Origin of the sequence: Mesorhizobium sp. LNHC209A00 (assembly GCF_000502915.1) — a bacterium.
GTDB lineage: Bacteria > Pseudomonadota > Alphaproteobacteria > Rhizobiales > Rhizobiaceae > Mesorhizobium.
In genome coordinates this window covers 562,013-580,734 of the sequence record NZ_AYWT01000003.1, presented here as the reverse complement: position 1 = coordinate 580,734, position 18,722 = coordinate 562,013, and the positions used below count along the sequence as shown (strand labels likewise).

Sequence of the window (18,722 nt, the reverse complement as noted above, 5' to 3'; positions counted from 1 at the left end):
TCCGCATTTCCCGCCGCTGCATGATCCCGGGACCTTACGCGTGGCCCCCGAATTCGGAACCGCCGTGCAGCGTGCTGCTGGCGATGCTATGCGTGGCGGTGCTGGTGGCGGTGTGCAAGGCGATCGCCGGCGCGTTGTCCAGCGTATAGGCGCGGATATAGTCGATCTTCATCTCGGCAGGCGTCGCCAGATGATCGGGAGGCGCGCCGGCAAGGCCGCCGACCGCGAGATCGGCCAGCATGTACATGGGCTTGTGCATATCGGATGGCGTCGCCGCTTCCGCGACCTGGACACCGTCATAGGTCCAGACGAGCTTGTCCGGGGTCCACAGCAGCCCATAGGTGTGGAAGCCGGCGGTATCCATGGTGTTCACCATCGACGTCACCTTGGTGTGGGTTCCCGTTTCATTCGAATGCGCCGTCATGATCAACGAGTTCGGGTCCTGCCCGCGCGTTTCGATCACATCCAGTTCCGGCGGCCACGAGCCGTCTGCCGGGAGCAGCCAGAAGGCCGGCCACGCGCCGGCGTTCTCGGGCAGGTCGGCGCGCATTTCGAAATAGCCGTAGGTTTGTGAGAAGGTGCTGTGCGTGTTGAGGATACCTGACGTGTATTCGTAGTTGTTGATCAGGGGCTTGATGTCGGCTGGCGCCTGCGCGGCGGTGATGGTGAGCACGCCGTTGTTCACGCTGAACGGGTGGACGGAACTCGTCGGCCCGTAATTGGCGTCGATGTACCATTGCAGCTCGCCATTGCTGGTCAATGTGCTGCCGTTCGGCGCTCCCCATGAGAAATTGGTATCCCACGTGCCACTCTGGGCGTTGTGAAGATTGAGCGTGTTGAAATCGTCGCTGAAGGACAGCTTCATACCGGACAAGTCGATCGGCAATTCGAACTGGTTGGGCTGCAGCTTGTCGACGGTCGTGTCCTTGAACTCGAGGATCTCGCCGGATCCGAGGTTCAGCAGCACGTTCGATCCCGCCTGGATCAGGTGCGAGTGAACGGCATCGAACGACGTGAACCCATAGCCATTGAGGCGGACGGCGTCGGTGGCGGCAAAATTGGCGATCAGGTCGCTGCCGTTGCCTTTCGAGATGACGAACGTGTCGTAGCCGCCGCCGCCATCGATCAGCACGTCGTTTCCCGCGCCGCCGTCCAGCGTCTGGTGCCCGGCCTTGGCGGTGATGATGTTGTCCAAACCGTTTCCGAAAGCGTAGTTATTGGGGTTTGTGACGATGAGGTTCTCGACATTGGCGGGGAGCTTGTAGCTCATCCACGTGCTGATCGTGTCGATGCCTGCACCGGCGCCCTCGGCCACCTTGTTGCCCGCCCCATAGAGGTAATAGATGTCATCGCCCGTGCCGCCATGCATGGTGACGTTGAGATTGCCCGCTCCGTAAAACGAGTCATTTCCCGCGCTGCCGTACAAGTCGGGCCCGGCCCCAGGCGCCGAGAACCAGTGGTTGGACGTGCCGCTATAGGGAAGAGGAACACCCACGGCGTTGACGAAGAAGCTCATCGGATACATCCTCCTCGTGAGGCCTGGCCGCCTCGAACCGTCGCTTAAAATTTCCGGATGGCCACGTAGGACCAATGCTGAAAGGAACGATTTTCGTTCCAGGGAATCATTACACAATCCACCATATCATCGATCTTTCGGAAGACATATACTTATTATTCGGGGAAAGAGCGTCTCTTAAGCAAGGCTATTTAGTAAAATGGTGTATAAACCCTAAATTGCAAAGGATCTACTTAGATGAATGATCTACTTAGATGACCGCTATCCTCCTCCGGGCTCATCAGCCTTCCTCTTAGGCGCATGGCGGGCGGGAAGCTTACGCCATCAGAGAGCAGCTTCGATCGGCTCGGCAAGCCTGGGATTTGAGCGTGCCGCGATCAGGCAACTGGTGACGATGAGACCCGCTCCCGCCAGCGTGGTCCAGGTCACCGCCTCGTCGAAGAAAAGCCAGCCAAGGGCGATCGCCCAGATGAAGGCGGAGTATTCCGTCGGAATCAGATACTGCGCTTCGGCCCGCGCATAGGCCCAGCTCATCAGGAATTGGCCGGCGAGCGACAGCGCCGTCACCCCGGCGAGCGGAAGCCAGAGCTCACGCGGCAGGGCAATGGCTAGCCAGGGTGACGCGAGACCAAGGAAGACCGCCACGCAAAGGTTCTGGAACAGCATGATCTCGATCGGCTTGGCCACCAGCGCCTGCTGCCGCGCAAGGATCAGATTGTAGGCATAGAATCCCGTCGACACCAGCACCGCCGCCGTGCCGAGCAAGGCATCCCTGGCATGGCTTGTCTGCCCGAACTGTCCGCCGACGATGATTATGACGCCCGCAATGCCGGCCAGCGAGGCCCAGATCGCCTGACGCTGTATTCGTTCGCCGAGCAGCAGCGCCGCGAGCAGCAGGGCAAACAGCGGCGCCACGAAACTGAGTCCGATCGCCTCCGCCAGCGGCAGCCGGGCAAGCCCCCAGAAGAAGGACAGCAGGACAAAGCCGACGACCGCGGCACGCAGCGCATGCAGCCTGAGCACGGAAGGCGCGGGTAGCGTGCGCGGTCCCGCCGACCAGCCGGCGCCGGCAACCACGGTCGCCAGCATGCTGCGCCACAGCACCGTGTTGTAGACGCCGACGGCAAGGACCAGGAACTTCATCGCCGCGTCCATCCCTGACAGAAGGAAGATGCCTAGGGCGCAGACAAGCACCGGGATCGTGGGAGAAACGGCGCCTGCCAGGCTGGAAGACTTCACGAGGCCCCCTCATGTGGTGGATCGCAGCTGGATATATCAGGGCGGACCGGCGGGGCCAGGTGGCAGCCCCGCCGATATGGCGGTCCACGTTGCTGCCGGAGTGATCGGGGCCTGAATTTTCTTCGCGCTGTCGATTCCGCAGTTGCCCGTTCGTCATATGATCGAACCAACCCAAACAAGGAGAAAGACATGCGATTCATGATGCTGATGATCCCCGCCGGCTACGCGCAGGCGACGCCCGATGTCAGGCCCGGCGCCGAGGCCGTGGAAGGGATGATGAGATACAATCACGAGCTGAAGAAAGCCGGCGTGCTGCTGGCGCTCGACGGGCTGCATCCGCCATCCTCCGGAGCGCGGGTCAGCTACTAGGGCGGCAAGCCTGTGGTCGTCGACGGCCCCTTCGCCGAGGTCAAGGAGGTTCTTGGCGGTTATTGGGTGATCGACGTGCGCTCGCGCGACGAAGCCATCGAATGGGCGCGCCGCTGTCCCGCCGGGGAGGATGACGTGATCGAAATCCGCCAGGTTTTCGAAATGAGCGAATTTCCCGAGGACGTCCAGAAGGTGGCGGAAGGCTTTGGCGAGTTGAAGGCTTGACGGCCAGCGCAACCATCGAAGCCGTCTGGCGGATCGAGCAGCCAAAGCTCACCGCCAGACTGGCACGCACCCTCAGGGATGTCGGACTGGCCGAGGAAATCGCGCAGGACGCCTTCCTGCTGGCGTTGGAGCGCTGGCCTCGCGACGGCATTCCGCGCAATCCGGCCGCCTGGTTGACGCAGGTCGCCAGGAACCGGGCGCTCGACCGGCTGCGCCGCACCACAATGATCGACGGCAAGCATCGCCAACTCGCTGTCGACTTGACCGAGCTGGAGCGCGAGATGCCCGACATCGAGGCAGCGCTCGACGAGGATATCGACGACGACCTTTTGCGGCTGATCTTCACCGCTTGCCATCCCGTCCTGCCCGCCGAGCAGCGTGCCGCGCTTGCCTTGCGGCTCTTGGGCGGGCTGTCGACGCCGGAGATCGCCCGCGCCTTCCTGGTGTCCGAAGCCACCGCCGCCCAACGCATCGTGCGCGCCAAGCGAGGCCTTCGCGATGCCGCCGTCCCGTTCGAGACCCCGCGCGCGGAAGAGCGCCGCGAACGCCTCACGACTGTGCTGGAGGTGGTTTATCTCATCTTCAACGAGGGCTATGTGGCCACCGCGGGACCGGACTGGCTGCGTGCCGATCTATGCGGCGAGGCGCTGCGCCTCGGCCGCTCGCTGGCGGCGCTGGTACCTGATGAGCCCGAGGTGCAAGGGCTGGTGTCGCTGATGGAGTTCAATGCCTCGCGCTTCGCCGCCCGCACCGACAAGGCGGGCGACCCGATCCTGCTGCTCGACCAGGACCGCGGCCGGTGGGACTGGTCGCTCATGCGGAGCGGCCTCGACGGCCTGAACCGCGCCATGGCCCTGACATCGGCGCCCGGCCCCTATCTGCTGCAGGCGATGATCGCGGCTTGCCATGCGCGCGCGGTCACCGCCGCGGATACCGACTGGATCGCGATATCCGCCTACTATCAGGCGCTTGCGCTCTCGGCCCCCTCGCCCATCGTCGAAATCAACCGCGCCGTGGCGGTCGGCATGGCGTTCGGCCCGGCGCAAGGGCTCGCCATCGCCGAGGCGCTGAACGACGAACCGCGCCTGAAGGACTCGCATCTCTTGCCCACGGTGCGCGGCGATCTCCTCGAGAAGCTCGGCCATGGGGCGGAAGCCAGTGCCGCGTTCCGCCACGCCGCTGAATTGACCGGCAATGACAGGGAACGCGCCCTGCTGCTTGCCCGCGCCACGGCGGCCGCCGGTCGGGACCTTTAGTTGGCACTCCGCCGCCTATTTCTTTGCAAGAACGCAGCCAACGAAAAAAGGGCGACGCAAGCGCCGCCCGTATCCCTTGGGAGGATAATCCCGTCCGGCGGATCAGGCCGCCTGGGCTTCTCCGGCGATGGCGTCGGCGGCGCGGGCGGCCTTCAGCACCTTGGCCCACCACGCGACGTCGTTGACCAGCGCGGTGGCGGCCTGGTTCAGGTGCTCGAGATCTTCGAGCTTCTTCTCGCCCTGGCGCACGGCGAGGAAATCGCCCCAGGCGATATGGACTGCGGACTTGACCGGCGCCATCTGCAATTCGACGGCATGGAGACGAAGCTGTTCGACGGCGCGGGCGCCACCGACGCTGCCATAGCCGACAAATCCGGCCGGCTTCTTGTTCCACTCGTTGGCGGCGTAGTCGATGGCATTCTTCAGCACGGCCGTCGGACCGTGATTGTATTCGGCGGCGGTGAAGATGAAGCCGTCCAATCCTGCGACCTTCTTCTGCCAGCGCTGTGCGACTTCGTTCTGCGACGGCGCCCAGGCGGAGGACGCGACCTCATCGAAGAAGGGCAGCGGAAAGTCGCGCAGATCGACAATTTCGACATCGATGTCGGCATGTGCCTTGGCGATCTTGGCGATCCACTGCGTCGGCACGTCGGCGAAGCGGGCGGCGCGCGTCGAACCGACGACAATAGCAATTTTGGGCTTGGACATAAGGGGCTCTCCTTGCGGGAATTTTTGGTATCATTTGGATACCGGCGCTATATGTGATACTGATAATTTGATGCGCAAGGAGGCACGTTTTTGTTACTGAGGCACCCGCATAACACCGAGGACTGCCGCGCAGTATCGGAAATCCTGCAGCGCGTCGGCGACAAATGGACCGTGCTCGTGGTCGGCAAGCTAGGTGGCGGACCGCTGCGCTTCAACGAGTTGCGCGCCGCCGTCGGCGGCATCTCGCAGAAGATGCTGACCACCACGTTGCGCGGCCTGGAGCGCGACGGCTTCGTCACCCGCAAAGTGTTTCCGACCATTCCACCGCGCGTCGACTACGAGCTGACGGAGCTCGGTCACGAGTTGCTGGTGCCCGTCGGCGCGCTTGGCGAATGGGCACGCAAGAACACCCAGCGCGTTCAGTCGGCGCGCGCTAGGTTCGACGACATGCATGCCTGAAACCCTTGCGCGGCAAGGGGTCCAGATTCGCACCGAGCGGCACTAGCTGCCGCTGCCGGAGTAAAGGTTCCCTGAAACCGACTTGGGGATTTTGTCTATGGCGCTCGATGCCGGTCCAATGCCCCGGTACCCTCGACGGACCGCATTCCAACGGCAGCCAGTCAGGCACTTCGCTCCAACGCTCCGCAAGGCGTCTGGCTGCAGAGCGTGCACGTCGCTATCAGCTGCTTAGCATCCGTCGTGTCATGCAGGCAGGCGGTGCGCCCAAGGTCCTGTTTGACTTCGGCGTAAGCGGTTATGCCGAGCAGGCAGACCAAGGCCACGAGAGCTGCCGCAAGCCAGCCGTTCAACAGGTGTTGACGCATTGTCTTCCTCCGGTGCCCCGCAGAATTGCGCGTGAAGGGCAACGGCAGGATGTCGCTGAACGCATCGCTTCGCTCCGGCGATGTTACAAATGCCCCGGCTTGGCGGTGTGGAATCAGCTCTCGGCGGGAACCGCCTTCGGCTTGCCCTCGCCGTCGAGCGCCACCATGACGAAGTCGGCGTGCGTCACCTTTTCCATCAGGTCGGAAAGATAGCGCTGCGCCCAGGCCTCGACCTTGAGCGTCATCGAGGTGCGGCCGACGCGTTCGACATGGGTGTAGATGCACAGCGTGTCGCCGATCTTCATCGGCTTGGCGAAGGACATTTCCTTGACCGCCGCCGTCACCACGCGGCCCCTGGCGCGCTCTGCGGCGCGGATGCCGCAGGCAAGATCCATCTGCGCCATCACCCAACCGCCGAAAATGTCGCCGGCGGCATTGGCGTCCGAAGGCATGGCCAGGGTGCGCAGCGTCAGGTCTCCGATCGGCCGTCCGTCCGCGTACTGCACCATGGGAGCATCCTTAAGCAGTGATGGTCATCAATCCCGTATCGCCGCCATGGGACTAGGTCAACGCGCGGCGGCCGCTGTTTCCTCGCCCCATGGCCATAGGCTAACCTGGCATTCGCCCGGTTGTGCCTGGTTTTCAGCGGCTTCGGGTGTCAGGGAGGATTTCTCCCAATCGCCGAGGAATGCAGTTCCTGGAGATCGCACCTCTCTCAAAAATAACGTGCAAGGTTAGCGCGGATGCGGTCGAGAACGGTGTCGCCGGAAATGTCGGGAACGAATGCCTTGCCGGTGATCGCCTCGTAAGCCTGGGCATACACCTTGGAGGCCTGTTCGACGATCTCGTCCGGAATCCTCGGGATCGGGTCCTTGTAGGGATCGCAGCGCGCCGTCACCCATGAGCGGATGAAATCCTTGTCGAAGCTCTCCGGCCGCGTGCCATCAGCCAGCGCCTGTTCATAGCTGGCCGCGATCCAGTAGCGGCTGCTGTCGGGCGTGTGGATTTCGTCGGCGAGAATGACCGTCCCGTCCTTGTCTTTGCCGAATTCGTATTTCGTGTCGGCGAGAATCAGGCCGCGTTCGGCCGCGCGCGCCTGGCCACGGGCGAACAGCTTCAGGGCATAATCCGAAACCGTGTCCCACTGCTCCTGCGTGAGCAGGCCCTGCTCCAGGATCTCGTCCCTGGCCAGCGGCTCGTCATGTCCGCCGTCGGCCGCCTTGCTGGTTGGCGTGATAATGGGTTCGGCCAGCTTCTCATTGTCGCGCAGGCCGTCTGGCAGGCGCATTCCATACATGTCCCGTTCGCCGCGTCGGTAGCGGGTCAGGATCGAGGTGCTGGTGGTCCCCGCCAGATAGCCGCGCACGACGATCTCGACCGGCAGTATGTCGAGCCTTGTGCCGACGACGACGTTGGGGTCGGGGTATTCCAACACATGGTTGGGACAGATGTCGGCCGTTTCCTCGAACCAGTACCGCGCCGTCCGGGTCAGGATCTCTCCCTTGAACGGGATCGAGGTCAGGATAATGTCGAAGGCGCTGAGACGGTCGGTGGCGATGATGATACGCCTGCCGTCGGCCAGGTCGTAGTTCTCCCGGACCTTGCCTTTGTAATAGCCCGGCAGTTCGGGAATGAAAGCATCCGACAGGACACGCATGGGTTCTCCTGCCTTGCGCAGAGTGGGCAGAGCATGATTCCAAAAAGTTGCAGATTCTTCGACAAAATCATGCGCCAAGTAAGATCACCGCATAGTCCGTCGACCCCATGCATATCAAGTGCGATTGTCGGCATTCCCCGAAAGCGGCCCGGGATACCAGTCGCTTTTTTCACAACCGATGCCGGAAGGCGCGGCGACGCGGCGAACCCATGGCGTCTAGGCTGCGCCAGATTTCCGGAGCCGCCATTTTCATCATGCAGACCCATGACTTCATCATCGTCGGCTCCGGCTCGGCCGGCTCGGTTCTGGCCGACAAATTGTCGGCCTCGGGCCGCTTCTCGGTGCTGGTGCTGGAAGCCGGCGGCAGCGACCGGCGTTTCTACGTGCAGATGCCGCTCGGCTATGGCAAGACCTTCTTCGATCCCGCGGTGAACTGGAACTACAAGACCGAGCCGGATCCCGGCCTCGGCGGCAATGTCGACCACTGGCCACGCGGCAAGCTGCTTGGCGGGTCGAGCTCGATCAACGCCATGGTCTGGATCCGCGGCGCCCGCGAGGACTTCGATGACTGGCGCGCCGCCGGCAATCCCGGCTGGGGCTATGACGATCTGTTGCCGGCCTTCAAGGCGCTCGAGGACAATGAAGCCGGTGCCGACGCATGGCGCGGCAGCGGCGGTCCCCTGCATATCAGCGACACAACTGATGCCGTCCACCCGCTGACGAAGCGCTATCTCACCGCCGGCCAGCAGGCCGGCCTGCCGCTCAACCCCGATTTCAATGGTGCTGCCCAGGAAGGCGTCGGCATCTACCAGATCTCGACCAAGAACGGTCGCCGCATGTCGGCCGCCCGTGCCTTCCTGCGCCCGGCGATGAAGCGCGCCAATGTGCGTGTGGAGACCAACGCGCTGGCAAGCCGCATCCTGTTCGAAGGCAAGCGCGCCGTCGGCATCGAGTATTTGCAGAACGGCCAGACCAAGACGGCCCGCGCCGGCCGCGAAATCATCCTGTCCGCGGGCTCGATCAACTCGCCGCAGATCATGCAGCTCTCCGGGGTAGGCCCGGCGGCGCTGCTCAAAGGCTTGGGCATCCCGGTCGTGCACGGCAACGAGAATGTCGGCGCCAATCTGCAGGACCATGTCGGCATCAACTACACCTTCAAGGGCAAGCTGCCGACGCTCAACCAGATCCTGCGTCCCTGGTGGGGCAAGCTGTTGGTCGGCATGCAATATATCCTGACCCGCTCCGGCCCGCTGTCGCTGTCGATGAACCATGGCGGCGGCTTCTTCCGCACCGATCCGGCCTTCTCCCGGCCCAACATGCAGCTCTACTTCCAGGCCTTCTCGACCCTCATCCCGAAGAACGGCGAGCGTCCGATCCTGACGCCGGACCCGTGGCCGGGCTTCTCCATCGGCCTGTCCAACTGCCGGCCATCGAGCCGGGGCCAGATCATGATCCGCTCCAGCAATCCGCTCGACTATCCCAGGATCGTCGCCAACGCCTATTCCACCAATGCGGACGTGACCGAGATGCTCGACGCGGTGAAGTTCGTGCGCAAGATCGCCTCGATGCCCGCCATGGCCGAGATCATCGCCGAAGAGGTGCTGCCCGGCCCGTCGATCCGGTCCGACGCCGACCTGATCACCGATTTCAGGAAACGCTCCGGCACCGTCTATCACCCGGTTTCGACCTGCCGCATGGGACCCGACCCCTCGCGCGCCGTCGTCGATCCGCGCCTTAAGGTGCACGGGCTCGAAGGCTTGCGCATCATCGACGCCTCGATCTTTCCCGACAACATCACCGGCAACACCAACGCCGCCTCGGTTATGACCGGGTGGAAGGGCGCCGAACTGGTTCTGGAGGACCACACATGAAGATCACCGACGTCAAGACATGGGTTGTCGGCAACCCGCCACCCGGCATTGGCGGCAAGTATTTCATCTTCGTCAAGCTCACCACCGATGGCGGCGTGGTCGGTTATGGCGAAGCCTACAACGCCACCTTCTCCGCCCATGTCACGGCCAAGCTCGTCGAGGACATGGCCGAGCGCTATCTGATCGGCCACGATCCGCACGACATCGAGAACTTCTTCCGCCGCGCCTATTCCTCCGGTTTCACCCAGCGCCCCGACGTGACCGGCATGGGTTGTTTTTCCGCACTCGAAATGGCCTGCTGGGACATCATCGGCAAGGAGGCCAACAAGCCGGTCTACAAGCTGCTCGGCGGCCAGGTGCACGAGACGCTTCGCTCCTACACCTATCTCTATCCGCACACCGGCAGCGTCCATTCCGAGGACGCGCCGGACGGCAGGAATGTTTACAACGACCCGGAGATGGCGGCGGCCTGCGCGCTCGAATATGTCGAGCAGGGATTCAATGCCGTCAAGCTCGACCCGGCCGGCCCCTACACCGCCTTCGACGGCCACCAGCCGCGCCTCGTCGATATCGATGTCTCCACCCGCATGATCAAGGCCATCCGCGAGGCGGTCGGTATCCGCGCCGATATCCTGTTCGGCACGCACGGCCAGTTCACCGCATCGGGCGCGCTGCGCATGGCGCGCGCCATCGAGCCCTATGATCCGCTGTGGTTCGAGGAGCCGGTGCCGCCCGACATGCCCGAAGTGATGGCGCAGGTCGCCCGCGCGACCTCGATCCCGATCGCCACCGGCGAGCGGCTGACGACCAAATCCGAATTTGCCCGTGTCATCGAGAACCGCGCCGCCACCATCCTGCAGCCGGACCTCGGCCGCTCCGGCGGCATTCTGGAAACCAAGAAGATCGCGGCAATGGCCGAGGCCTATCACATCCAGGTCGCGCCGCATTGCTATTGCGGGCCGATTGTCGGCGCCGCCAACATCCAGCTCGCGGTGACGCTGCCCAACTTCCTCATCCTCGAATCGCTGAAGCAGTGGGACGGTTTCCACGCCACGCTGTTGAAGAAGAAGATCGAGTGGCAGGACGGCAATGTCATCCCGTCGAAGGAGCCGGGCCTCGGCGTCGAGCTCAACGAGGCGGTCTGCGACGCCCATCCCTACACCGGCAAGGACCTGCATCTGCAGATGATGCAGACGCCGCTGATGCCGTGAGCGAGAGCTACGCCTTCATTGGCCTTGGCCATCTCGGCGGCAACCTTGCCGCCAGCCTGATCCGCAACGGCTTTGCCGTCACCGTCGTCGACCGCGACCCCGCAGCCGTCGAGCGCCTTGTCGCGCTCGGCGCGACGGCCGCCAACAAACCGGCCGAAGCCGCGGCGCGGGCCGGCAATGCCATCACGTGCCTGCCTTCGCCAAAAGTCAGCGAGGCGGTGCTGGCCGGCCCGGGCGGATTGCTGGAAGGGCTGCCCAGGGGCGGCATATGGATCGAGATGTCGACCAACGGCCGTGACGAGATTTTGCGGCTGGCCGCCCTCGCTTCGGCCAAGGGGATCGAGACGTTGGAATGCCCGGTCACCGGCGGTGTGCATCTGGCGGCCGTCGGCAAGATCACCGCGCTGGTCGGCGGTCACGCCACCCTCTACGAGCGTCACCGTCCGGCCATCGAAGCGATGTGCGCCAAGTCGTTCCTGATGGGCCCGATCGGCTCCGCGGCGGTAATCAAGGTCATCACCAACATGCTGGCCTTCATCCATCTGGTCGCCGCCGGCGAGGCGCTGATGCTGGCCAAGCAAGGCGGGCTCGACCTTGCGCAATCCTACCACGCCATCGTCGCGTCTTCAGGCAACAGCTTCGTCCACGAGACCGAAAGCCAACTGGTGCTGAACGGCTCCTACGATATCGGCTTCACCATGGACCTGGCGCTGAAGGACCTTGGCTTCGCGCTGACCATGGCCGAACAATCCGGCGTGCCGCTCGATCTGGCGTCACGCGTCAATGCGATTTTCGAGCAGGGCAAGGCGGCTTATGGCGGCGACGCCTGGTCGACCCAGATCGTTAAATTGCTTGAGGATACCGTCGGCACCGACCTGCGCGCGCCGGGTTTTCCGGCCAGGCTGGAAGTCGATCGGTGATCCGAAGACTACGCAGTTTCCTCCACTTGAATAGATAACCGGATTCAGTTCCGGAAAGACTTGAACCAGACCCTCAACGCCTTGATTCAATATCTCACCATCAACGCACCAGGCAGGATCTCGAAGGTCGCGGGTATGCGTCCGGGCGACTCGCCGTCTATGTCGACCAGCGCGCCATTCTTCTCGACGTCGCCGAGCGGTTCGACTACCACTTTCCTGCCGCGCAGGATGGTAATCGCTGGATGATTGCGGTGCCGCCCGCCATAGAGAAGGCGGATGTCCCAGATCAGCTTCAGCTTGCCCGCCGCGCGCAGGATGACGATGTCGAACTGTCCATCGGTCAGTTCCGCATCGGGCGCGATCATCATGCCGCCGCCGAAGAATTTGCCGTTGGCCACCGCCACCAGCGCCATGCGCGCCTCGACCGGCGTGCCGTCATCGACGGTGATCCGCACGTCCTGGAAGCGGTAGCGGATGAACTCGACCACGGTGCGCCACAGGAACAGCGCCTTGGCCGACATCCTGCCCTTGCGCTTGTCGGCATTGACGGCGCGGTCGGTGGCGCCCGACAAGCCAAGGCTGGCGATGTTGATGAAGTGGCGGCTGGCCAGCGCGCCATGGTCGTCGATATAGCAGATGCGGCCGGCATCCACCGCCCTGGCCTTCGCCTCGGCAATCCGTTTCAGCGTCGCGCCGATCTCTTTCGGCAGGCCGAGGCCGCGCGCGAAATCGATGCCGGTGCCGCAAGGCAGGAGGCCGAGCTCGGTTGTCCTGCCGCCCTCCTCTCGGGCCTGGAGCAAGCCGTCGGCCACCTCGCTCGCCGTGCCGTCGCCGCCGGCCGCGATCACCAGGTCGAAGCCGTTTGCCGCGAGATCGAGCGCCAGCCGCTCGGCGTCGCCTTCGGCCTGCGTCTCGCGCAGTTCGAAATCGCCGAAGTGCTTTTTCAGCGCGGCGGCGACGTCAGGCCAATGCCGTTTCAGCCGGCCGCCACCAGCAATCGGATTGAGCACCACCCCGACCTTCAAGTTTCGCCCTCCCCGGCGCCGGACATGGATGCCCGATCCTTTGCCGGCATTCAAACTCGTACCGGGCGGCGGAGCAAGGGCGCGTTCGGCCATGAATGCCAAAAAGCGCGGGGCAGGCTGTCCAAGGCGTTCGCGCTTGAACTTCCCTGGCTTCTGGCATTGGTCCCCGATAATCCCGCTATCCACAGGGGTCCGGCCATTCCCCAAACCCCTTACCCGGCGTAAGTTCAACCCATCTCAGGCGGCTACCGATCATCAAGCCGAAAGGCGAAGTGAAAGGCGGATTTCCTGAGGCCCGTACGGCCCGAAACGAGAGCAGGCTTGCTTGTTCAAGGGACGGAAGCCGAGACCTACGGGGCCGCGGAAAGCGTGCCAACGCCGACGGCGGACCGATGCTGCCATGAAGGACGGCAAAAACCTTCGATGGCACGCAGGGCAAAGCCCGCCAGGGCCAAGACCGGCGTGGTCTGGAACGGATGCTGCTCTCGGGTGGCTTCTGGCAGGACCGTCAAAATCAAGGCCGGCATGGCGCGACGACTTTACGGAAGTTGCTGCCGCGACCGTGTCCTGATCTGACAGGGAGGCGCTGGGAGAAATCCCGGCGCCGACTGTCTTTTAATTCCCTCAACGTTCTTTCCCGGCGAAGTTGCGGGCGCCGCTTCACCGTGCGCTAAAATCGGTTAGTATCGCCTTTCAGAGTCCGTTCGGTGACGTGCTCTAAGACTGTTTCGAATTCGCTGTGGCGAGTCATATGGTGGTGGTTTCGAGAACCGGAGCGCAGCGGACATATGGGTCCGTGAGCTAAGGTCTACTGCGACGCAGTAGAACGCGGAAGTGCGGAAAACGCCATCAGATGGCTGCCGGAGCAGAGTTTCCAAACAGCCTGATTGAAGGGGGATACTTTATGACGCTGATCCAGAAGCTTGCCGTCGCCTACGCGTTCCTGTTCTTCGGCGTCGTGGCCATCGGTTACATTCCGGCCTTCAACGACGCCAATGGCAATCTGTTCGGCCTGTTCTCATTGCAATGGTACGACGACCTGCTGCACGCCTTCTCCGGCGTCTGGGCGCTGGCCGCCGCCTTCATCTCGCATCGCCAGTCGGTGTTCTATTTCAAGCTGTTCGGCTCGGTCTACCTGTTCGACGGCGTGCTCGGGCTGATCACCGGCTCCGGCTGCCTCGATGCCGGTATCTTCATCAACGGCTTCCGCTCCCTCAACGACATCGAATTCCCTGCCCGCTTCTTCGCCAACCTGCCGCACATCGTCATTGGCGGCATCGCCGTCTATATCGGCTTCTGGCTGTCGAAGCGCATCTACGACCACTTCGCCACGGCCTGACGGGTCATGGTCCTGTTCCGCTTGATAAAGCGCATCATCAAGGCGATCCTCTGGCTGGTCGTGATCGTCATCCTGATCCCGATCGCCGGCCTCGCCTATGGCTTTCTGACGACGCCGGCGCTCGACAGGACGCCGCTGCCCGGCATTGCCGACGGCGCGCCGCCCAAGGCACTGGCCGACAAAGTGCGCGCCGAAATCCCCGGCTACCAGCGGCCGGAGGAGTCGACCTTTCTCACCTACCCGGAATGGGCGATCGTCTACGCCGCGCGCGAATATGCCGGTTTCGTCGCCAAGGACCAGCCGAGCGGCTTTCCCTATTGGTCCTATGTCGGCCGCTTCTGGCAAGACTATGCCACGGTGATCCGCGCCAGCTCTCCCTACAAGTTCAACTACGCCAACCACCAGATGCTGGTCATCATCGGCACCAGCCATTCGATCGAGCATACCCTGCAATGGACCTATGAGAACACGGTCGGTCGCATCACCGAGGCGACGTCGGCCAAGCGTACGGCGGCCGACATCTACCAGGCCAAGGTGGCCGCGGAGTATGCCTCTTTCCTCGACCAGGTGCCGTGGTACCAGTTCCCCTATGCCGAGAAGCGCGCCGGGCTGTTCGCGGTGCAGCCGGCGCCTGGTGACAGTTCCATCCGCACCAGCGAACGCAAGCTGGCCTTCGGTCTCGCCGACACCATCAAGCAAGGCTATGCCGACCTGATCACCAAGGCGCTTGCGGCGACCGCCGACCCGGCCGTCCTCAACGTCCATGTCTGGGCCAAGGGGCCGGTCGGCGAAGCCACCCGCAACGAGCCCGACACCTTGCTGGAACGCGATTATGGCGTGGACGGCACCGTCTTCGTCACCAAGCGCTACCAGGTGTTCACCGACATGATCCCGCGGCTGATCGACAAGGGTGTCTCCTTTGTCGAGATCGGCGGCAATGACGAGATCATGGTCACGGTGCTGTCGACCGATTCCATCGCCATTCCCGAAGGCATGCGCATCCTGTTCAGCTATCCGCTTCCCGCGGATCCCTCGACACGCCGCACCGGTATGGTCGTGGCCGTGCGCAAGCTGCATCTGGTGCTGCCGTCGCTGATCAAGGCCGGCGCCAGGCTCGAACACGTCTACGATTATTGAGACCTTTCGGCCACGCTCGGCCGAGATCGGAGACTTGCCACGCTCATTCCATAATCGCGGCCAAATCCAGCCTTGTTCGCGCGCGATGGAATGAGGCAGTATCCTGAATGGGCTGCCGGGGGGTATCTCGAAGGGACGAGACCCGTGATCAAGACCGCCCTTGTCGCCATGACCATCGTCGGCTGCGACTGCGACGCCAAGCTGTGCGAATATATCGGCGAGACGCCGGCCAAATGGTCGACCATTGCCGAGTGCGAAGCCGCGATGAAAAGCCAGATCCTGCACAAGCGCAATTTCAACTATCCGCTGGTGTCCGGCATCTGCCGCGCCAAAGGCTCGTCGACCTCCTCGCAACTGGCCGCGATCGCGTCGGGCCCGGAACTGAAGCCCGCCAGCCGGACCGTCAGGACGGAAAGCCCGCTGCCGCCGGAGCTCAGCCATCGGCCGAGCGTCCCTGTCGGATCGCCGACGACGGCCTTGGACGCGGCCGCTGCCCGGCCCGTCGCCTATGAACAGGTGGTCGATGGCGGAACCGGCGTGCTCTATCGCACGAAGAACGGCTACGCCGTGGTCAAGACCGATCTCGGCCGCGCCGCTTCGGCAACCGCCGACGCGGCAAAACGCTCCGTGAACTGGCTGGCCGGCCTGATGCCGACCGGGCTGTAATCGCGCTAGCGTCTCGGCCGCTGGCCGGTTCTATCCAGCGGTGATAAGCAGCCCACTCTCCGTTTGGTCAATTCGACTTGATACATGCTTCGCGGATGCCGTCTCAGTCGCCATGCGTTGAGAGACATGATCAGCGCCAAATATCCGAACAGCGCAAAGAGGCCCCAAAAAAATCCAAACATGCTGATTGCGATAGAAATCACAAATCCAACTGCAACCACGACATAATATAAGATCGAGGCCCAGACATATTTCTCCATTTGGGAGCTACTCATCTATCTGTGGGTCCGGTTTGGCCATTCGCTTCATAGCTCACCAATGCTGAGCAATTCGTTCTTGAGAATATGTCAATGGAGCGGGGCGTCTTCAACCCACAGCCGAAATCAAACCTGAGACACTACCCCGCCGCTACATCTTTTACCTTCAGGCTCTCCAGAACTTGTCGATCAACGGCTGTTCGGTGCCCTGGTCCTCGCTGCCGACGCGCGTGATGAACAACAGCCCCTGATCCGCGAGGCCGTAGCCGACGATCTCGAAATACGCGGTATCGGTGTGCGTCTTCACCTCGGCGCGGATGCCGGTCAGTTCCTTGCCGTCGGGAAGCTTGCGTGTCGTCGGCTGCTGCGTCAGTTCGGCGCCGGCCTGCACCGATTCCCTGGTCATCTCCTGCAGCATCAACTGGTTGAGCGCCACCGGGTTGATCTTGCCGTATTCCTGCACCACGACGATCGTGCCCAGCGCCGAAGCCATCAGATATTGCGTGATGTTTCGCCAAGATCGGTCTTGGTCGCCGACATGGTGCTTGGATGGTTGAAGGAGAAACTGCCGCCCGAAAAGGTGGCGAAATCGTTGCGTTCGAGCGTCACCTTGCTCTTCTTGCCGCCGGGCAGCGTCACGTCGGCGCTCTCGCCGGGATCGATATTGACCGCCCCGTCGATGGTCAAAGCCTTGAGGTCCCTCGGCGCCCGCCGGTCCAGCGCACAGCGCGATGAGGGTGAGTGCCGCCGCTGATACGTCTCCTAGCGTCAACCCCGCTCAGCGCCTTGATGGCCCGGTAGAAGGTCGAGGAAAACAATTCCGCCGGGTCGTAGTGCCGCTTTGCCGTTAGGAAGGCCGGAAGTTCGGGATAGGACGCCAGCAATTCCTTGGCCGTATAGTGCAGTTGGTAGGGCAGGAAGAACCGCCCGCCATGGTTGATCGTCACGTCGATCAGCGCGCGCGTCAGCGCCCGCATCTTGGCATTGCCATCGGCGTCGGCCGGCTGGTTGATATAGAGCACCAGCGAATAGGCCGGCTCCGGCGCATAGGTCAGCGCCACGTCCTCCTTGTGGACGATCCGCACCGAGGCGTTGAGCACCGGCAGGTCCTGGTTGCGCAGGATTTCGCGCGCTTCCGCGACGAATGGATTATAGCTCGCGCGAGGAATAAAATATTCGTGCAGTATGTCGGTCTCGCCCATGAGGTCGTTGAACAGATATGGCACCGAATCGTGCATCGGGTTGTTGCGGGTGACGAGACAGGCCTCACCCTGGGCAAGCGCCGAGCTACGCGGCACCGTGCAGCTTTCGAATTTCGGCTCCAGCGTCTTTTCGGTGAACCATTTCAGTTCCTGGAACGCGCTGCCCCATTTGGCCATGTTCATGATCACCCGCTTCAGGCCAACGCCATCGGGTTCGCCGAGCGCCGGCTGGTCGGCCGGCGGCTGCTCAGCCACCTTATCGTAACGGTAGACGATCATGTCCTCGAGGAAATTACCCGGCGCCGTCGACAGATGCCCGTAGAACAGGCCGATGTCCTTGTTCGGCTCCAGCACCTCGGCGAAGAATTTCGGGAAATCGTCGGATTTGATGATCTCGCGCGAGGTGCGGTAGACGGCATTGTCGACGATATCGAGCGTCGCCTCCAGCACCACGCCGAACAGACCGTAGCCGCCGACGACATGTCGGAACAGCTCGATGTTTTCGGTTGGCGAGCAGATGGTCACCGACCCGTCTGCCAGCATCACCCGCATCGACCGGATGGAGCCGGCCACCGAGCCCGCCTGATGGTCCATGCCATGCGCGTTCACCGACAGCGAACCGCCGACCGAAAAAATGTCGGTGGACTGCATCGCCTTCACCGCGAAGCGCGGATGCAGCATGGTCTGGATGTCGTGCCAGCACGCGCCCGGCTGCAAGGTCATGGTTTTGGCCGCAGCGTCCACCGTAACCTTGTTGAACTTTCTCAGATCCAGAACCAGCGCATTGTCGTCGAAAGCATGCCCGCCCATTGAATGGCGGATGGCCGCCAGCGACACTTTCAGCCCGTTGGCGCGCGCGAAGGCGAGCGCCTTGGCGATATGCTCGTCCTCGCTGACCTCGACGACGCCATAGACCGGCGTCCTCGACAGGCCGCTGGCATCATTGATGTCACCGCCTTTGGCCAGCCAGGGCAGCGACGGATCGAAGGCGGGCGGGCTCGCGATCGGCTTCAGCGGCAGCGCGATGCCGTCTACATCGGCGATACGTCCGGTGTTCTTCGGCCCTGACGGGCCGCGCGCAAGCCTCGCCACGGTGGCGCCGCCCCACAGCACGGCGCCGCCGAAGACGGCCGCGCCCAGCAGCAGCCGCCGCGACAGGCGAAATCCCTTTTGTTCCTCGGCCATGCAGATTCCCCGGCAGCCAAGGAATAGCGCGGCCTTTTGGCGAAAACCATAGCGTCGCTGCCGCAACGGCGTTCCGCCACCGTCGTCGCCTTGCGGTAAGTGTCCAAGCTAATGA

17 protein-coding genes and 1 pseudogene are annotated in these 18,722 nt (G+C 63.0%); 9 read left to right on the top strand and 9 right to left on the bottom strand.

Annotated elements, in window-relative coordinates:
• Positions 1–34: 34 nt before the first annotated feature.
• Both X739_RS155610 and X739_RS155615 read right to left on the bottom strand, forming a co-directional pair.
• Positions 35–1,516 carry a family 16 glycosylhydrolase gene (locus X739_RS155610; protein WP_023794151.1) on the bottom strand — a complete coding sequence of 494 codons (1,482 nt, stop codon included), beginning with the start codon at positions 1,514–1,516 and terminating at the stop codon, positions 35–37.
• Positions 1,517–1,840: 324 nt separating this feature from the next.
• Positions 1,841–2,755 (bottom strand): DMT family transporter, encoded by a 915-nt coding sequence (locus tag X739_RS155615; RefSeq protein WP_023794149.1) that lies wholly within the window; start codon positions 2,753–2,755, stop codon positions 1,841–1,843.
• 189 nt (positions 2,756–2,944) lie between these two features.
• On the opposite strand from X739_RS155615, the pseudogene X739_RS01000000165965 reads away from it, so the two are divergent.
• Both X739_RS01000000165965 and X739_RS155620 read left to right on the top strand, forming a co-directional pair.
• A pseudogene (locus X739_RS01000000165965) lies at positions 2,945–3,349 on the top strand (YciI family protein).
• Positions 3,346–4,605, top strand: coding sequence for an RNA polymerase sigma factor (locus X739_RS155620; protein ID WP_023794147.1), 1,260 nt, complete (start codon positions 3,346–3,348; stop codon positions 4,603–4,605). The pseudogene X739_RS01000000165965 and the gene X739_RS155620 overlap by 4 nt, the downstream one beginning before the upstream one ends.
• Before the next feature lie 102 nt (positions 4,606–4,707).
• Here the strand turns inward: X739_RS155620 and X739_RS155625 are convergent, their stop codons facing one another.
• Positions 4,708–5,313: an NADPH-dependent FMN reductase gene (locus X739_RS155625; RefSeq protein ID WP_023770229.1), complete on the bottom strand. Its 606-nt coding sequence runs from the start codon at positions 5,311–5,313 to the stop codon at positions 4,708–4,710.
• A gap of 90 nt (positions 5,314–5,403) precedes the next feature.
• Between X739_RS155625 and X739_RS155630 the strand changes: the two genes are divergently transcribed.
• A complete protein-coding gene (locus tag X739_RS155630) occupies positions 5,404–5,772 on the top strand; it encodes a helix-turn-helix domain-containing protein (RefSeq protein ID WP_023770230.1) in 369 nt (122 codons plus the stop codon).
• Positions 5,773–6,250: 478 nt separating this feature from the next.
• Here X739_RS155630 and X739_RS155640 read toward each other — a convergent pair whose 3' ends face one another.
• Together X739_RS155640 and X739_RS155645 are read right to left on the bottom strand one after the other, a co-directional pair.
• Complete coding sequence (locus tag X739_RS155640) at positions 6,251–6,646, bottom strand: acyl-CoA thioesterase (RefSeq protein ID WP_013893544.1); 396 nt, start codon at positions 6,644–6,646, stop codon at positions 6,251–6,253.
• A gap of 206 nt (positions 6,647–6,852) precedes the next feature.
• Positions 6,853–7,794, bottom strand: a complete 942-nt coding sequence (locus X739_RS155645) for a phosphoribosylaminoimidazolesuccinocarboxamide synthase (RefSeq protein ID WP_023794141.1) — start codon at positions 7,792–7,794, stop codon at positions 6,853–6,855.
• A gap of 254 nt (positions 7,795–8,048) precedes the next feature.
• Here X739_RS155645 and X739_RS155650 point away from each other — a divergent pair, with 254 nt between their 5' ends.
• The 3 genes from X739_RS155650 to X739_RS155660 are packed head-to-tail and all read left to right on the top strand — an operon-like array spanning position 8,049 to position 11,796.
• Entirely contained in the window at positions 8,049–9,665 is a 1,617-nt protein-coding gene (locus X739_RS155650; RefSeq protein WP_023794139.1) for a GMC family oxidoreductase N-terminal domain-containing protein, read from the top strand.
• Entirely contained in the window at positions 9,662–10,876 is a 1,215-nt protein-coding gene (locus tag X739_RS155655) for a mandelate racemase/muconate lactonizing enzyme family protein (RefSeq protein WP_023770235.1), read from the top strand. Before X739_RS155650 ends, X739_RS155655 begins: the two co-directional genes overlap by 4 nt.
• Positions 10,873–11,796: an NAD(P)-dependent oxidoreductase gene (locus X739_RS155660; RefSeq protein WP_023770236.1), complete on the top strand. Its 924-nt coding sequence runs from the start codon at positions 10,873–10,875 to the stop codon at positions 11,794–11,796. The genes X739_RS155655 and X739_RS155660 overlap by 4 nt, the downstream gene beginning before the upstream one ends.
• Positions 11,797–11,882: 86 nt before the next feature.
• Here the strand turns inward: X739_RS155660 and X739_RS155665 are convergent, their stop codons facing one another.
• A complete protein-coding gene (locus X739_RS155665) occupies positions 11,883–12,821 on the bottom strand; it encodes a diacylglycerol kinase family protein (RefSeq protein WP_023770237.1) in 939 nt (312 codons plus the stop codon).
• A gap of 904 nt (positions 12,822–13,725) precedes the next feature.
• On the opposite strand from X739_RS155665, the gene X739_RS155670 reads away from it, so the two are divergent.
• The 3 genes from X739_RS155670 to X739_RS155680 all read left to right on the top strand — a co-directional run bounded on the left by X739_RS155670 (position 13,726) and on the right by X739_RS155680 (position 15,963).
• The gene (locus tag X739_RS155670) at positions 13,726–14,160 is read left to right on the top strand and encodes a hypothetical protein (protein ID WP_023781458.1); all 435 of its coding nucleotides are present in this window, start codon (positions 13,726–13,728) and stop codon (positions 14,158–14,160) included.
• Positions 14,161–14,166: 6 nt separating this feature from the next.
• Positions 14,167–15,297 (top strand): hypothetical protein, encoded by a 1,131-nt coding sequence (locus X739_RS155675; RefSeq protein ID WP_023794135.1) that lies wholly within the window; start codon positions 14,167–14,169, stop codon positions 15,295–15,297.
• 144 nt (positions 15,298–15,441) lie between these two features.
• Positions 15,442–15,963 carry a hypothetical protein gene (locus tag X739_RS155680; RefSeq protein WP_023794133.1) on the top strand — a complete coding sequence of 174 codons (522 nt, stop codon included), beginning with the start codon at positions 15,442–15,444 and terminating at the stop codon, positions 15,961–15,963.
• A 423-nt stretch (positions 15,964–16,386) separates the two neighbouring features.
• Here the strand turns inward: X739_RS155680 and X739_RS1000000170350 are convergent, their stop codons facing one another.
• The 3 genes from X739_RS1000000170350 to X739_RS0134045 are packed head-to-tail and all read right to left on the bottom strand — an operon-like array spanning position 16,387 to position 18,607.
• Entirely contained in the window at positions 16,387–16,713 is a 327-nt protein-coding gene (locus X739_RS1000000170350; protein ID WP_245273812.1) for a hypothetical protein, read from the bottom strand.
• On the bottom strand, positions 16,713–16,907 hold the full coding sequence (locus X739_RS1000000170345; protein ID WP_245273811.1) for a hypothetical protein: 195 nt from the start codon (positions 16,905–16,907) through the stop codon (positions 16,713–16,715). The genes X739_RS1000000170350 and X739_RS1000000170345 overlap by 1 nt, the downstream gene beginning before the upstream one ends.
• Positions 16,904–18,607 carry an FAD-binding oxidoreductase gene (locus tag X739_RS0134045; RefSeq protein ID WP_245273810.1) on the bottom strand — a complete coding sequence of 568 codons (1,704 nt, stop codon included), beginning with the start codon at positions 18,605–18,607 and terminating at the stop codon, positions 16,904–16,906. Before X739_RS0134045 ends, X739_RS1000000170345 begins: the two co-directional genes overlap by 4 nt.
• Positions 18,608–18,722: the final 115 nt, after the last annotated feature.